We start from the raw sequence: 14,646 nt of genomic DNA, 5'->3' as shown, positions 1-14,646 counted from the left end.
TTGCCTGAATCGGTATTCATTCCGAGCATCATCGGCAGCATAAAAGACACCCTGAGTTTCTGAAGCATCAAAACTCAGGGCGTTTTACGTCAGGTTTTTTAACTGTCTTAATGCGCCTAACAGGACGCAGCACCTGCAGTCCAGCGTCTTTTCCACCATTGGCGACTGAGAAAGGACAGCGCTTACCGATGCACTGGTTATTCCGGCTGCTGTAGGAGCAGACGGGGACGGTCCGCTTCATCTCCACTCCCAGATGCTCCCGGACAAAGTCCACGGCAGCCAGGATGGCCAGAAAAGAATCCCGCTTACAGCACCGGGGCCCCCCTGCTTTTCCGATGCTCTCCAAGGCCCGTGCGGTCATCTGATTGCTCAGGCCCCAGGGTTCCTGCGCCAAAGGCGTAGACTGGGTGACGATGGCCAGAAACTGCCCTGTGGCGATCCCCGCTCCGCAGGCGCCCCAAAAACCGCAGGCCCCGCCGGGAACAGCCTTGCCCCGGCTGTACATCTCCTGAAGGGCTTTCTCCAGTTCCAAGTTGCCACCGGCGTTTTTGTAGGCGGTAAGCAGGGCCGCACCCACCATCACATGGTGCTCCGGACCGTGCATATGGCAAAAGGGCAGCTCCATCATACGGCGGAGAATCGTCACGGGATCTGTGGAAGTCGCAGAGAGACACAGGCCAAAGATACTGTCCATACCCTGAGTATGGCAGTCATTGCAGACATAGTGTCCCTTCACACAACGGGTTTTGCTGGACTCCTTCTTATGGCAGATGGCGCACTCCATGACCTCATCCTGAGTCAGATATTCCAGAGACGCCTTGCAAATCAGACATTCTTCCCTGTTCAAGTCTCCGTCTCCTCCCATTCCCACATGGCATTCACCCGCTCCAGTCCCGTTCCAAGCCCCTCAAAGCCCACGCACCGGCTGGGTTTTGTATTGACGGCGTGGTCCAGCAGAGGCTGGGTCTGGCGATCCGTGTCCAGGCACAGATCCAATGCCAGCACATCCTCCCAGGCCCGGTTGAGAAAGGCCACCTCCCGGCGGCCGTGGGTACGGGTAATTGCAATCTCGCCCGCCTGCCGCAGATACGTTTCCACCTGATCCTCAGTAAATCCAGCGGCGATAAGGCTCTCTGCCAGCCCCTCCCGGAACAAGCCGGGAAGGACCATCCACTGAAGAGGCGTTACATCGTAGCGGACGAAGGTGTACCGGCTGTGGCAGTGGACGGCCAGCAGGCACTTGCGCCCCCGCAGATCGATGATATGGAGGTCCCAGCAGTAACGCCGTTCAGTCTGCGTGCCGTAGGCCGGCGTTTTCATTTTTAAAAACCGCTGGAGCGGGAAAGTAAGTCCCAGTTCCATCACTTTGCCTCGTGGGGAATGGAGATCTTCTCCACCTGGAGCTTCCCTTCCTCTACCTCCGCCATCATCATCGTGATCTCCTGATGGAACCGCCGGGGGCCGCAGGAACCGGGGTTGAGCCACAAAACACCGTCCTTGTCCTCCTGGACATACTTGTGGGAGTGGCCGCACACTACCACATCCACAGCGTCAAGCGTTGCGGGAAGCTCCTTCTTGTTGTGGACCATATAGAAGGTCACACCGCCCAAAGTAACGGTCAGGTCATGGGGGATATCTTCTGCCCACTCCTTATCGTTGTTGCCCCGGACGACATAGAGCGGGGCGTACTGCCTCAGCTGGTCTACGATACTCTGTTTATTGATATCGCCGCCATGAAGAATAGCATCGGCAGTTTTCAGACGCTCCACCACCTCCGGCCGCAGCAGACCGTGGGTGTCTGAGAGAATGGCAAGCTTCATATGGTTTCCTCCATTACAACTCAATGCGGCAAATTTGCTCCAGATCACCGCTGCACAGTGCTTCCAGGTTGCGGAAAATCTTTTCCGCCTCCCAGTCCCACCACCGCAGCTTCAGCAGGTACTCCGTCAGCTCCTGGCCAAACCGGGGCCGGACTACACGGCAGGGGTTTCCCGCCGCCACAGCATAGGGCGGGATATGGCCTGCCACTACAGAATTGGCCCCGATAATGGCGCCGTCGCCAATGTGCACGCCGGGCAGGACCGTAACATTCTGCCCTATCCACACATCATTGCCCACCACCGTATTTCCTTTAAAGGGCAGCTGGTCCAATGAGGGCGTACACTTCTCCCAGCCGTGGGCGAAGATATTAAAAGGATATGTGGTGACCGATTCCATACGGTGGTTAGCCCCGTTCATCACAAACTCCACGCCTTTACCAATGGCGCAGAACTTTCCGATGATCAGCTTGTCCCCGATGAAGCTATAGTGGTGGGTCACATGGGCCTCAAAATCCTCCCCACCGGTGACAGCGTCGTCATAGTAGGTATAGTCCCCCACCTCAATGTTGGGGCGGGTGATGACATTTTTGATATAACAGACGCTGGGGATGTTCTTGTTGGGGTGGACAGCATTCGGGTCTGGTCCAAACATAATGTGACCTCCTTTTCCATTCCTGCTGTCCCAGTATAGCAGATTTTTAAGTTGGCCGGAAGAAGGATATTTTCCTCTTGACTTTGACGCTCCGTCAACTGTTACACTATCCACAAGGAGGGATAGCATGGAATATTCCATTCAGGAACTGTCGCGCCTGTCCGGGGTGACCACCCGCACTCTGCGCTGGTACGACCAGATCGGGCTTCTGAAGCCCAGCCGGGTAGCGGAGAGCGGCTACCGCTATTACGGCAAGGCAGAGGTCGACCGACTGCAAGACATCCTCTATTACCGTGCCCTCGGGGTGGAGTTGGCCCGGATCAAGGAATGTCTGGACGACCCCTCCTTCGACCGTCTGGCCGTTCTGCGAAACCACCTGGCCGCTTTGGAGGCGGAGCAGGCGCGGCTGGAGACACTGATCCGATCGGTAAAAGCCACCATCGGAGCGGAAGAAAGGAATGAAATCATGAGCGACGACCAAAAATTTGAAGCCTTTAAACAACAGGCTGTAGCCCATAATGAAGAAACATACGGGGCGGAGCTCCGCGCCAAATATGGCGATGCACAGGTAGACGAGGCCAACGCCGCAGTGATGAATTTGACCCAGGCGCAGTACCTGGAATGGACCGACCTGGGCCAGGAGATTCAGAGACGCCTGGAAGCCGCCGTTCAGTCCGGACTGTCCCCGGAAAGTGCGGAGGGAAAGGAGATCAGCGCCCTCCACCGCCGGTGGCTCACCATCACCGGGACCCGGTATGCCCCGGCCAAGCACCGAGGCATTGCAGAGCTCTATGTAATGGATGCACGCTTTGCCGCCTATTATGACAAGCAAGTCCCAGGCTGTGCCCGCTTTCTGCGGGATGCCGTAGTCCACTGGGTAAACTAAATGCCAAGACCGCCTGGGCGTCAGCTCAGGCGGTCTTGTATCTGTCTAAAAAAACTACGGGCGTTCTGTAAGTCCTGATGATTGGGGCGGCCTTTGGCAATGCCGCCCACCAGCTTGAAGGGGCCGAAGGTGTCGTAACCCTTGCAGGAAAACTCCCCCAGTACCTGGCAGTTCTTCTCCTGCGCAATCTCTGCCACAGCCTTGGCCCCGCCGCCCTTGGCGCCGCCGTAGGTATAGACGAAAAACACCGGCTTGCCCTGAGGCAGGTGCTGCCGGGCAAACTCCGCCACGGCCTTTTGGAATTCAAAGCCGTAGATGCCGGAGGCAAAGCCGACACAGTCATACTCCTCCAGCTGAACAGTCTGGTGGGCGGTGACATCGATCAGGTCCACATCCCCCTCACCCACCATGGCCTTCAAAACTTTCAGTGTGTTCCCGTGGTGGCGGGAGTAGTAGCAGATAGCAGTTTTCACAGTTCGTTTCCTCCTTGCAGGGTCCAGCCAAAGTCGTTGTGGTAGATCATCTGGCGGGTCATGCCGCCGTCAATGCAGATGTTCTCCCCTGTAATAAAGCCCGCCTTGTCCGAGCATAGGTAGAGCACCATATTGGCAATGTCCAGGGGATTGCCAACCCGGCCTGCAGGCTGCTGAATGGCATCCGGGCCGTCATAAACAGTATAGTCCGCGTCGATCCAACCGGGAGAGATGGAATTTACCCGCACCTTACCGGCCAGGCTCACCGCCAGAGCGTGAGTCAGGGCGGAGATACCGCCCTTGGCCGCCGAGTAGCTCTCGGTCTGGGGCTGGCTCATCCGGTCCCGTGAAGAGGAGATATTTACAATAGCCCCGCCGGGAGCAAAACAGGGTGCAAACAGCTTGGCAAGGTAAAAGGGCGCGGTGACTCCCACCCGCAGGGCATAGTTAAATTCCTGGTAACTGCACGCGTCAATGCCCTTCATCAGGGGCAGGGCATTGTTGATTAAAAAGTCCACATGGCCATAGTCGGCGATCACCTTACGGGCAAAGTCCTCCAGAACAGTCTGGTCGGCCAGATCACCCACAAAGTAATCGTTGGGAAGCAGGTCAATCACGCATACTTTGGCGCCTGCCTTCCGGAATTCCTCCGCAATCGCCTTACCGATGCCCTTTGCTCCACCGGTGACCACAGCAACTTTATGTTCAAACACAGCGTTTTCACCTCAGTCCTCGTCCGAAGCGCGCGACAATGATCTTATACTTTTATATGATGATACCCTCACAGTGGTCGATTTCGTGCTGGATGATCTGAGCCGTCCAGCCGGTGAAAGTTTTCAGCCGCACCTGGAACTGCTCATTCTGCCAACGCACCTTAATGGACTTCCACCGCTTGGCGGTCCGGATGCCGGTAAGGGAGAGGCATCCTTCTTCCGCGTCATATGGCTCGGATTTTTTGATGATCTCCGGATTGAACATGACCATATAGGCACCCTCATTATCGAAGACGATGACGCGCTTATTCACCCCGATCATGTTAGCCGCCATACCCACACAGCCGTCCTTGTGGTGTTCCAGCGTCTCCAGCAAGTCGGCAGCCACCTGAATATCGTCCGGTGTAGCAGGCTCCGCTTTCTGGGCCAGGAACGTCTCATCTTTACAGATATCTCGAATCATCGCTCTTTCTACTCCTACTCTTGAATGACTGCCGCAATGGGCTCCGCTGCGACGCGGAAGCCCCATCCACAGGAATGAAGACTATCATCACCGCAAAGCGCTTGGGTGTAAGCCGGTTTATAAAGCCACCATCTCACCTCAGGTGCGCCGGGCAGCCTCTGCCGGCCAGCCAATCAATATCCGGAGCTCATGATTGGCAAAAGTGAAACTGTTGCCCAGCATGAAAATCCTCATGACTTGTTCGCCGTGCTCCATGGCTATGTCAGCCCCTTCTCTCCCGGCTTGTCAGAGGTATTATAGCACGCCAACAAAGGAAATACCATGAAAACACCATGAAATTGCCATGAAATTGCCGCCTGTTTTATGCCGCCGGAAAAGAGTAGCAAAACAGCGACGGCCAGCACTTCCTTAAAAAATCTCTATCCCATCCAACCCCATGTGTTTATCCGAAGCTTTATTTTTCTCTTGCATGGATCGTGATTGTTGTTATAATTAGGATTGCTTTTGTCCCATCGGTGTGTCATACGCTCAAAAAAGTCGTATGCGGCGTTTCTGAGGCAGGCCAGAGCCTGCATGGCTCAGGCGGTTTGTACTGTAAGGAAAGGACGAATTACTATGATCAAAGATATTATGGCTGCAAATGAATCCATCGCACCCAACAGCCGCGAAATAGATGTTCTGAGAGAACATTTCCCCTCTTGCTTTCACAGCGACGGAAGCTTTGACCTACTCCGCTTCCAAGCGTTTCTCAGCGACAAGGTCGCCGTGACTCACGAGGGACATGAACTGAAATTCCTTGGAAAAAACTATGCCCGCTTGCTGGCATCCCAGAACACCACAACAGTGATTGTGCCCGATGAAGCCCACAACAGCAAGCCCGAGAATGCACACAGTCAGAATATATATATCAGCGGCGACAATTTGGATGCCATCAAGCATTTACAGAAAGCGTATCCATACGGCATAAAGTGCATTATCATCGATCCACCCTATAATACCGGATCAGATGGCTTTATTTATAAGGATCACTTCCACTTTACGGAAAGTGAGCTGGCGGACAAATTAAGTATCAGCCTGGAGCAGGCGCAGAGGATTCTGGATCTGACAAAGCGGGGAAGCGCCTCCCATTCAGCATGGTTGATGTTCATGTATGCCCGTTTGCTGAATACCCGTGATTTGCTGGCAAAAGACGGCGCTATTTTTATTACCATCGATGATAATGAGTATGCCAATCTCAAGCTGCTTTGTGACGATGTGTTTGGAGAGCACAATTTCCTGGGGTCATTTATCTGGCACAAGAAGCTGACTGGAGGATATGACAATGACGCAGTCAATACTCAGCACGACTATATCTTGACATATGCACGAAACGCAGAACTTTTTTCTGTCAATCTACGCTCAGAAGATAGCAAATATAAACTGGTGGATGAAAAGACCGGAAAAAAGTACAAATGGGACAGCCTGTGGAATGTAGGCGGACTGACCTATTCCGCTTCCCTGGATTATCCGATTGAGGCCCCTGACGGAAGCGAAATATGGCCCATCGGGCAACGCGGCGTTGCTTTTTGGCTTTGGAGCAAAGAGCGCGTAAAGGCAGAACGGGACAGCTTGAAATTTACCAAGGGAAAAGACGGCCAGTGGAAGGTATACAAGAAAGTATATGCTTCCGACGGCTTGATTCCCGGCACCATCACTCTGTTGGAGAAAAAGGAAGTGGGCGGAAATACCAACGCCTCTGATGAGATCAAGGATTTGTTTGACAATCATAAAGTATTTGATTATCCAAAGCCTACGTCGCTGTTGAAGAAACTAATTGATCGTATTGTTGTGGATGGGGACACTGTACTGGATTATTTTTCCGGGTCAGCTTCTACCGCAGACGCCGTCATGCAGCTGGCAAATGAATCCGACTATAAAAATTTGCACTATATCATGGTTCAGATCCCCGAAAAAATATACGAAGTCAAAGACGGGGCGGAAGTCCCGCTCCAAAAAAAAGCTGCTGTAGCCGCGTTCAAACTGGGCTTTAGAACGATCGACCAGATTGGTCAGGAAAGAATTGTCCGCGCAGCCGCCAAAATTCGAAAGCTGTACCCTGAAACTGAAGTGGATTTGGGATTTCGCCATTTTACCCTGGCAGAGCCCTCTACCGCCACTTTGGACAAGCTGGAAAAGTTTTCACCGGATGACAGTGAGATTTATGTTACCAATACCATTTTACAGGATTTTGGCGTATCAACCGTTCTGACCACCTGGCTTGTGCGAGATGGATATGGTTTCACCGCCCCTGTTGAAAGCATTGATTTTGCCGGATACACGGGCTATTACATGGATAAGCATTTATACCTCATCCATCCAGCGCTGAGCAACGAGGCCATTGCCGCCATTACAGAAAAATACGAAGCTGACGGAGCGTTCAATCCAGAAAATGTCGTCTTATTTGGTTACAGCTTCAGATGGACTGAGATGGAATCCCTGAAAACCAATCTTGCCCGCCTGAGGGATACAGAAAAGAATTTACGCATCAACTTGGATATTCGCTATTAAGGAGGAGCAGTATTATGGAATTGATCCTCCAGCAAAGCTTACCCCATCAGCAAAAAGCAATCGATGCGGTATGTGCCGTGTTGGATGGCGTGACGATTACACCACCCGCTCAATTTTATGAAAACCCACAGATCGATTTGGAGGACCGCAGACTAGCCGCTAACTTGCACAGCGCGCAAAGCGCAGTCCCTGCAGAATATCGGAACCCCGCCCCCATTGGTTCATGTCTAAATCTAGATGTCAAGATGGAGACCGGAACCGGCAAAACATATGTATATACCAAAACCATTTATGAGCTTCACAGGCGGTATGGCATCAATAAATTTATCATTGCCGTTCCATCTCTGGCCATTAAAGCTGGTACTGAGCAGTTTATACAGGACGAATATTCACGCAAGCACTTTACCGACAGCTGCGGATATGGTACCGAAATTGAGCTTGGCGTACTTGAGGCGCCTAAAAAGAAGAAAAAAGGGCGCAGCTACTTCCCCAGCGTAGTGAGTGATTTCGTGAAAGGAAGCTGTCAGAACACCAAAAAAATTTACGTTCTTCTGGTGAATATGCAGCTTTTGACCAGCAACACGAAACGCAATGGCAGAGACACCGGTTTATTGTGGCGCGATGATTACGACTATGACGTGGAGGGTTTTTATCGCCCATTTGACGCGCTCCGTGCAACAAAACCCGTGGTCATCATCGATGAACCGCACCGGTTTTCCCGTGATCTGAAAGCATTCCAAGTCATTATGGATGAAATCAGGCCGCAGAGTATCATCCGTTATGGAGCTACATTTCCCGAAATCACGACCGGACGCGGCAAAAGTAAAATTATAACAAAGGATTACCAAAACCTTCTATATGATCTCAATGCCTGTGAGTCTTTTAATCAAGGGCTGATCAAAGGTGTGGCGAAGGAGCATTTTGAGCCTCTGTCCAAGCAGAACGAGAAGGTAAAAATTCTTTCCATCAACAGCAAGGATTCTGTCACTTTTCAGCGAAAAAAAGCTGGTGAAGGCACAAAATCTTTTGTACTGAAAACCGGTGATTCCCTTGCCCTCATCTCCGATTCATTTGAAGGCATTACGATCGCAGCCATTACCTCCAATACAGTCGAGTTCTCCAATGGCGTGAGCAAAAGCGCCGGCGAAGAAATGGATGTGGACATCTATATGTCCTCTTACCAGACTCAAATGCTTCGTCTGGCCCTGGACCGGCATTTTGAAACAGAGCGAGAGAATTTTTGTAACCGCTCCTTTAAAATCAAGACACTGGCCTTGTTCTTCATTGACGATATTTCTTCTTATCGCCCCGATGACACTGGAAAAGCCCCCTATCTCTTGACAGCATTTGAAACACTGCTGAAAGAAAAAATAGAGCACACCCTCTCCGCTCTTACCGAACACGACTCGGAATATCGGGCCTATTTGGAAGCGTCTCTTGCAAACATTCCAGCTTGCCATGCCGGCTATTTTTCTCAGGATAACAGCGACTCCGATGAAGAAATTGCCAAGGAAGTCAACGCAATTCTCAACGGCAAAAAACAACTGCTGTCTTTCCGCAACGCCAATGGTTCATATAATACTTTGCGTTTCCTGTTTTCAAAATGGACGCTGAAAGAGGGCTGGGATAACCCGAATGTATTTACGATCGCAAAACTGCGCTCCAGCGGCAGCGAAAACAGCAAGCTCCAGGAAGTGGGCAGAGGGCTGCGGCTGCCTGTAGACGAAAACGGAAACCGCATCTCCAATGAAGAGTTCCAGTTGAACTATATTGTGGACTTTACAGAGGCAGATTTTGCACAGCGGTTGGTTGATCAGATCAATGCTGAAATTCCACAGGCATCCGTGATTACTGAGGAGCGCCTGGCTCAGGTCGCACAGAAGCTGGGCATGAGCAGCGACGATCTGTTCGATGATTTATATCGTAAGGGATACATTGACCGGCACAACCAGATCCGCCCAGAAGCCAAGGCACAATTCTTTGAAGTGTATCCTGCATTTGCTTCCGGCCTGAAGGGCGGCAAAATCAAAGACAGAAACCACGACAAGCCAAAGCCCATTAAAATCCGTAAAGCTGTTTATCAGGAACTGCGGGAATTCTGGGAGAAAATCAACCAACGTTACCTGCTGTTTTATGACGCCACTCTGGATACAGATATGGAAAAGGTTGTGCTTTCCATCTTTGAAACGCCCGGTGTGTTCACCGACATCATTATGCGCAGCAGCCGCGCACTCGTCCAGAGTGAAGGCGGACAAATGAATACTGCCGTTGGAGAAGGTATGCAGTACAAGGTCACGCGCCCCATTCCATATGGCACATTTTTAACCCGCATCATGCGTGCCACCAGCCTTCCCATTGCGGTACTGCATAACTGCATGGTCACCTACAGCAAAAAGCATGGAGCTGTTGATGCCAAATATATCAACGAAAATTCTGTAAGCGTATTCTGCGCGGAGTTCCAGAACTGGAAACTCAAAACATTACCGGGGCGTTTCCAGTACGTTAAAAGCAGTCTGCCCTGCGGAGCTACCGCCCTGACCTATGCAGACGGTACCCCAAAAGAAGAAATTTCACAAGGACGGATCGGAACAAAGCTTGTCCCCGGGACACCCGGCGAGAAGTATTTATACGACACCTATGCGTACGATTCACCGTTAGAAAAAGACAATATGACCGCAAACATCGACGAAGTGGTTGTATTTGGAAAAATCCCCCGCAACAGCATTGCGATTCCAACCATTACAGGCAGTATGTATAGCCCTGACTTTATGTATGTGGTAAAAAAGTCCTCCGGCGAGAAAGAACTTAACATCGTAGTGGAAACCAAAGACGTGGAAGGAAAGGATATGCTTCGGGGAGCTGAATTGGCTAAAATTGAATGTGCCCGAGTATTCTTCCAGTTCCTTTCTGAAGATGGATACACCGTTCATTTCCGGGATCAGCTCAAAAATAAACAGATGGCGCAAATTATCAACGAGGTTCTGGCCCGATAATAACCTCACAGTAACATCCCCTATCATCCAAATAACGGAAAACAGGCGCTGCCAACGGCAGCGCCTGTTTCTGTTATCTGGCTTGTTCCGCAGCCTGGATCACATGGGCCGCCAGCACCGAGGTGGTCACGGCCCCCACGCCGCCGGGCACCGGCGTCACCGCGCCGACGATCTCATCGGCGGCCGCAAAGTCCACGTCCCCCACCAGATTACCGTTCTCGTCCACGTTGATGCCCACATCCAGCACCAACTGGCCGGTAGCCAGGTGGTCACGGCCTATCATGTTGGCCCGTCCGGCAGCGGCGATGAGCACCTCCGCCCGGCGGCACTCAGCGGCCAGATCGGCGGTGCGGGTATGGCAGAGGGTGACGGTAGCGTTTTTCCCCAGCAGCAGCATGGACAGAGGCTTGCCCACTACCAGGCTTCGGCCCACCACCACCGCCCGCTTGCCGGTGAGGTCGCAGCCGTAGTAGTCCAAAATCTCCATGCAGGCCTGGGCGGTACAGGGCGGGTAACCTGTACCGCTGCCGGTGAACACCGACGCCAGCGAACCGGCGGTGATGCCGTCCACGTCCTTGGCCGGGTCCAGGGCGGCACAGATGGCCTCCTCGTCCATGTGGGCGGGCAAAGGCCGGAAGAGCAGGCAGCCGTGGATCTCCCGATCTGCGTTGATCTGCTGGATGACCTCCAGCAGATCTCCATGGCTGGCTTCCTTCGGCAAGGTAAACTGCTTGACACAGATACCCACCTTCTCACACCGCTTCAGGGCGCCCCGCTCATAGGACAGATCCTCGGGCCGCTCCCCCACCCGCACAATGGCCAGGGTGGGGACGATCCCCCGGGCCTTCAGTTCATCAGCCCGGGCGGCCAGCCGCTCTGTCAGGGCCTGGGCCACCGGGGCCCCCTTCCAATGCTCCGCCATCAGGCAAACCTCCCCAAAACTGCTTCATAGACCCGCTCCGCGATCTTCCAATACCGCCCCACCAGAGCATCCACCTCGTCATTCATGGCCTTGGCATAAGCCCGGTCGGCCATGCTCTTGGTATTGACCTTCACATTGAGGGCGGCGCCGTACAGAGCACTCCAGCAGAAGATCACCCCGGTACCCACGTCGGAGAGCATCATGACACTCCCCTTCTCCAGCATCTCACTGTGAAGGTCGATCGCCTCACAGCTCAGCCGCAGGATCTCCATGGGGGTAGCTGCGGCATTCCGGAGGCACTTTTCCATGACCTGCTCCCGATTGGGGTCCTCCTTGGGAATGGCGTAGGCCTTGGACAGGGGCTCAAAGGCGGCGGCGTCAGCGTCCACCAGAGCCAGCAGGCGAGCGCGCAGGTCCTCCGCTTGGGCCATCAGGGCCTTTACGTCCTCCTCCACCTCGGCGTACTTCTTTTTGCCTACGGTGTAGTTGCCCACCATGGTACACAGGGCAACCCCCAGGGCGCCCACCAGGGCGGAGGCGCCGCCGCCGCCGGGGACCGGGGCCTTGGAGGCCAGGGCGTCCAGGAAGCCGCGGCAGGTCTGGTTGGCGGTATTCATCGCAATCAACTCCTTATTACAGCGGGCGGGTGTCACCACCCGCCCGCCTTTTCTTTTAGAACAGGCCGGAGATCTTGCCGTTCTCGTCCACGTCCACCTTCTCGGCGGCGGGGACCTTGGGCAGGCCCGGCATGGCTCCCCACGGGATTAGTCCCGTGGGGGCCCCTGTTTTTTCATCTGCTCGGGCGGAATGAATCCGCCCGGCATCAAGGTTTTGGCTGTGCCAAAACGCTTGTTACGTCGCACTTGCGGCGGGCATGACCATGCCGGTTTAGAACAGGCCGGAGATCTTGCCGTTCTCGTCCACGTCCACCTTTTCGGCGGCAGGCACTTTTGGCAATCCAGGCATGGTCATGATATCGCCGGTGAGGGCCACCAGGAATCCGGCGCCGGCAGACACCTTGATATTGCGCACCGTGACAGTAAAGCCCTCGGGGGCGCCCAGCAGGTTCTGGTCGTCAGAGAAAGAATACTGGGTCTTGGCCATACAGATGGGCAGGCCGCCGAAGCCCAGGGCGGTGAGTTCCGCCGCCTGCTTCTTGGCTGCGGGAGTAAGCACCACGCCGTCGCCGTGGTACACCTTCTTCACGATATCGGCCAGCTTGGCCTCGATGGGCTGGTCCAGCTCATAGGCGTAGGAGAAGTGGTTGGGCTCTTCGCACAGGCGGATCACTTCCCGGGCCAGAGCAATGCCGCCCTCGCCGCCCTTGCCCCACACCTCGCTGAGCGCCACATTGACGCCCAGCTCCTTGCACTTGTCCTCCACCAGCTTGAGCTCGGCCTCGGTATCGGTGGGGAACCGATTGATGGCCACCACGCAGGGCAGACCATAAACGGTCGTGATGTTCTCCACATGGCGCAGCAGGTTGGGCAGACCCCTCTCCAGCGCCTCCAGGTTTTCGTTGTTCAGATCAGCCTTGGCCACACCGCCGTGATGCTTCAGGGCCCGGACAGTAGCCACCACCACTACAGCGGAGGGCTTCAGCCCGGCCAGGCGGCACTTGATGTCCAGGAACTTCTCCGCGCCCAGGTCAGCACCGAAGCCAGCCTCGGTGATGGCGTAATCTCCCATCTTCATAGCCACCCGGGTAGCCATGACGGAGTTGCAGCCGTGGGCAATGTTGGCAAAGGGACCGCCGTGGATGAAGGCGGGAGTACCCTCCAGAGTCTGGACCAGGTTGGGCTTGATGGCATCCTTCAGCAGGGCGGCCATAGCGCCCTCGGCCTTCAGGTCATGGGCGGTGATGGGAGCGCCGGAGCGGGAATAGCCCACCACCATGCGGCCCAGCCGGGCCTTCAGGTCGCTCAGCCCGGTGGCCAGGCAGAGCACCGCCATGATCTCAGAGGCCACAGTGATATCGAAACCGTCCTCACGGGGCACGCCCTGCATCCGTCCGCCCAGACCGCACACGATGTTGCGCAGCTGGCGGTCGTTCATATCCACACACCGCTTCCAGGTGATGCGCTTGACGTCAATGTCCAGCTCATTTCCCTGCTGGATATGGTTGTCCAGCATAGCGGCCAGCAGGTTGTTGGCCGCGCCGATAGCGTGGAAATCGCCGGTAAAGTGGAGATTGATGTCCTCCATAGGCACCACCTGGGCATAGCCGCCGCCGGCAGCGCCGCCCTTGACGCCGAACACGGGGCCCAGGGAGGGCTCCCGCAGGGCCACCACGGTGTTTTTGCCCAGCCGCCGCATTCCGTCGGCCAGACCCACAGTAGTGGTGGTTTTCCCCTCGCCCGCGGGGGTGGGGTTGATGGCGGTGACCAGCACCAGCTTGCCGTCGGGCCTGCCTTCCCGATCAGCCAGCAGCTTCAGGTCGATCTTGGCCTTGTACTTGCCGTAGTACTCCAGATACTCCTCATCCACACCGGCCAGGGCCGCCACCTCTCGAATGGGACGCATTTCACAGGCCTGAGCGATCTCGATATCCGTTTTCATGGTCCTTCACTCCTTCATCCTTCCGCTTACCAACGAAAATGCGCCGGCTCAGCCATGCTTGGCAAACCGGCGTTTTACTTCATTTCCGCTGTTTCATCCTTTAAAATGTACCATTCTTTCCCCGGCTTGTCAACGGAAATGAAAAAGAGCAGACCGACAGGTTTTGTCGGTCTGCTCTATGTGGCTTTATATCCTTACGATCAAGCGGCCACCACGTTGACAGCGCGCAGCTTGTCAGCGTTCTTGGGATCGGGCTCCACGTCGTAGGTCACCTTCTGACCCTCCTGAAGGGTCTTGAAGCCGTCGCACACGATGGCGGAGAAATGCACGAACACGTCGTCGCCGCCCTCGTCGTTGGAGATGAAGCCGAAGCCCTTGGTCTCGTTGAACCACTTGACAGTACCGTGATACATAATGATGGTACCTCCTGCAAAAAATTTCGCGCTAAATGACAAGAAAACTCACATCTTTGGGCATCGTCTGAAGAAGCGACGATGACTACAAAAATGTGAGTTCAGGCCGTACATTTAGACTACCAGAATACTATAACACCGAACGGGGACCGCGTCAAGAAAAATCCATGCCGTACAACTGAGAAAAAGGGCAAAAAACCGGTCC

General features: G+C 54.4%; 14 protein-coding genes and 1 pseudogene. 3 read left to right on the top strand and 12 right to left on the bottom strand.

The window, feature by feature from the left end; genetic code table 11:
• Positions 1-67: 67 nt before the first annotated feature.
• Genes WHJ28_RS11315 through WHJ28_RS11300 form a run of 4 tightly spaced genes read right to left on the bottom strand, consistent with a single transcriptional unit; the run spans position 68 to position 2,472 of the window.
• Positions 68-847, bottom strand: coding sequence for a DUF5714 domain-containing protein (locus WHJ28_RS11315; RefSeq protein ID WP_340042224.1), 780 nt, complete (start codon positions 845-847; stop codon positions 68-70).
• The gene (locus WHJ28_RS11310; RefSeq protein WP_340042223.1) at positions 844-1,362 is read right to left on the bottom strand and encodes a DUF6933 domain-containing protein; all 519 of its coding nucleotides are present in this window, start codon (positions 1,360-1,362) and stop codon (positions 844-846) included. Before WHJ28_RS11310 ends, WHJ28_RS11315 begins: the two co-directional genes overlap by 4 nt.
• Entirely contained in the window at positions 1,362-1,820 is a 459-nt protein-coding gene (locus WHJ28_RS11305) for a metallophosphoesterase family protein (protein ID WP_340042222.1), read from the bottom strand. Before WHJ28_RS11305 ends, WHJ28_RS11310 begins: the two co-directional genes overlap by 1 nt.
• Positions 1,821-1,833: 13 nt before the next feature.
• Entirely contained in the window at positions 1,834-2,472 is a 639-nt protein-coding gene (locus WHJ28_RS11300; protein WP_340042221.1) for a Vat family streptogramin A O-acetyltransferase, read from the bottom strand.
• Positions 2,473-2,599: 127 nt separating this feature from the next.
• On the opposite strand from WHJ28_RS11300, the gene WHJ28_RS11295 reads away from it, so the two are divergent.
• Complete coding sequence (locus WHJ28_RS11295) at positions 2,600-3,358, top strand: MerR family transcriptional regulator (RefSeq protein WP_340042220.1); 759 nt, start codon at positions 2,600-2,602, stop codon at positions 3,356-3,358.
• A gap of 20 nt (positions 3,359-3,378) precedes the next feature.
• On the opposite strand, the gene WHJ28_RS11290 is transcribed toward WHJ28_RS11295, so the two are convergent.
• Genes WHJ28_RS11290 through WHJ28_RS11280 form a run of 3 tightly spaced genes read right to left on the bottom strand, consistent with a single transcriptional unit; the run spans position 3,379 to position 5,007 of the window.
• Positions 3,379-3,831: a flavodoxin domain-containing protein gene (locus tag WHJ28_RS11290; protein WP_340042219.1), complete on the bottom strand. Its 453-nt coding sequence runs from the start codon at positions 3,829-3,831 to the stop codon at positions 3,379-3,381.
• On the bottom strand, positions 3,828-4,544 hold the full coding sequence (locus WHJ28_RS11285; RefSeq protein WP_340042218.1) for an SDR family oxidoreductase: 717 nt from the start codon (positions 4,542-4,544) through the stop codon (positions 3,828-3,830). Before WHJ28_RS11285 ends, WHJ28_RS11290 begins: the two co-directional genes overlap by 4 nt.
• A 52-nt stretch (positions 4,545-4,596) precedes the next feature.
• Positions 4,597-5,007 carry a peptide deformylase gene (locus tag WHJ28_RS11280; protein WP_340042217.1) on the bottom strand — a complete coding sequence of 137 codons (411 nt, stop codon included), beginning with the start codon at positions 5,005-5,007 and terminating at the stop codon, positions 4,597-4,599.
• A gap of 615 nt (positions 5,008-5,622) precedes the next feature.
• On the opposite strand from WHJ28_RS11280, the gene WHJ28_RS11275 reads away from it, so the two are divergent.
• Positions 5,623-7,554 carry a site-specific DNA-methyltransferase gene (locus tag WHJ28_RS11275; RefSeq protein ID WP_340042216.1) on the top strand — a complete coding sequence of 644 codons (1,932 nt, stop codon included), beginning with the start codon at positions 5,623-5,625 and terminating at the stop codon, positions 7,552-7,554.
• 14 nt (positions 7,555-7,568) lie between these two features.
• On the top strand, positions 7,569-10,547 hold the full coding sequence (locus WHJ28_RS11270) for a type III restriction-modification system endonuclease (protein WP_340042215.1): 2,979 nt from the start codon (positions 7,569-7,571) through the stop codon (positions 10,545-10,547).
• A 73-nt stretch (positions 10,548-10,620) separates the two neighbouring features.
• Here WHJ28_RS11270 and WHJ28_RS11265 read toward each other — a convergent pair whose 3' ends face one another.
• The 5 genes and pseudogenes from WHJ28_RS11265 to WHJ28_RS11250 form a co-directional block, all read right to left on the bottom strand.
• Positions 10,621-11,469: a bifunctional 5,10-methylenetetrahydrofolate dehydrogenase/5,10-methenyltetrahydrofolate cyclohydrolase gene (locus WHJ28_RS11265; protein ID WP_340042214.1), complete on the bottom strand. Its 849-nt coding sequence runs from the start codon at positions 11,467-11,469 to the stop codon at positions 10,621-10,623.
• A complete protein-coding gene (locus WHJ28_RS11260) occupies positions 11,469-12,086 on the bottom strand; it encodes a cyclodeaminase/cyclohydrolase family protein (protein ID WP_340042213.1) in 618 nt (205 codons plus the stop codon). The genes WHJ28_RS11265 and WHJ28_RS11260 overlap by 1 nt, the downstream gene beginning before the upstream one ends.
• 55 nt (positions 12,087-12,141) lie before the next feature.
• A pseudogene (locus WHJ28_RS16535) lies at positions 12,142-12,219 on the bottom strand (formate--tetrahydrofolate ligase); the annotation flags it as partial.
• 138 nt (positions 12,220-12,357) lie between these two features.
• Positions 12,358-14,028, bottom strand: a complete 1,671-nt coding sequence (locus WHJ28_RS11255) for a formate--tetrahydrofolate ligase (protein ID WP_340042212.1) — start codon at positions 14,026-14,028, stop codon at positions 12,358-12,360.
• Positions 14,029-14,228: 200 nt separating this feature from the next.
• On the bottom strand, positions 14,229-14,441 hold the full coding sequence (locus WHJ28_RS11250) for a cold-shock protein (RefSeq protein WP_009259878.1): 213 nt from the start codon (positions 14,439-14,441) through the stop codon (positions 14,229-14,231).
• Between the last annotated feature and the right edge of the window lie 205 nt (positions 14,442-14,646).

The sequence above is a fragment of the Flavonifractor porci genome (assembly GCF_037572415.1).
Lineage (GTDB): Bacteria > Bacillota > Clostridia > Oscillospirales > Oscillospiraceae > Flavonifractor > Flavonifractor porci.
The sequence above is the reverse complement of the archived record's forward strand: the minus strand, read 5'-3'. Positions and strand labels throughout refer to the sequence as shown.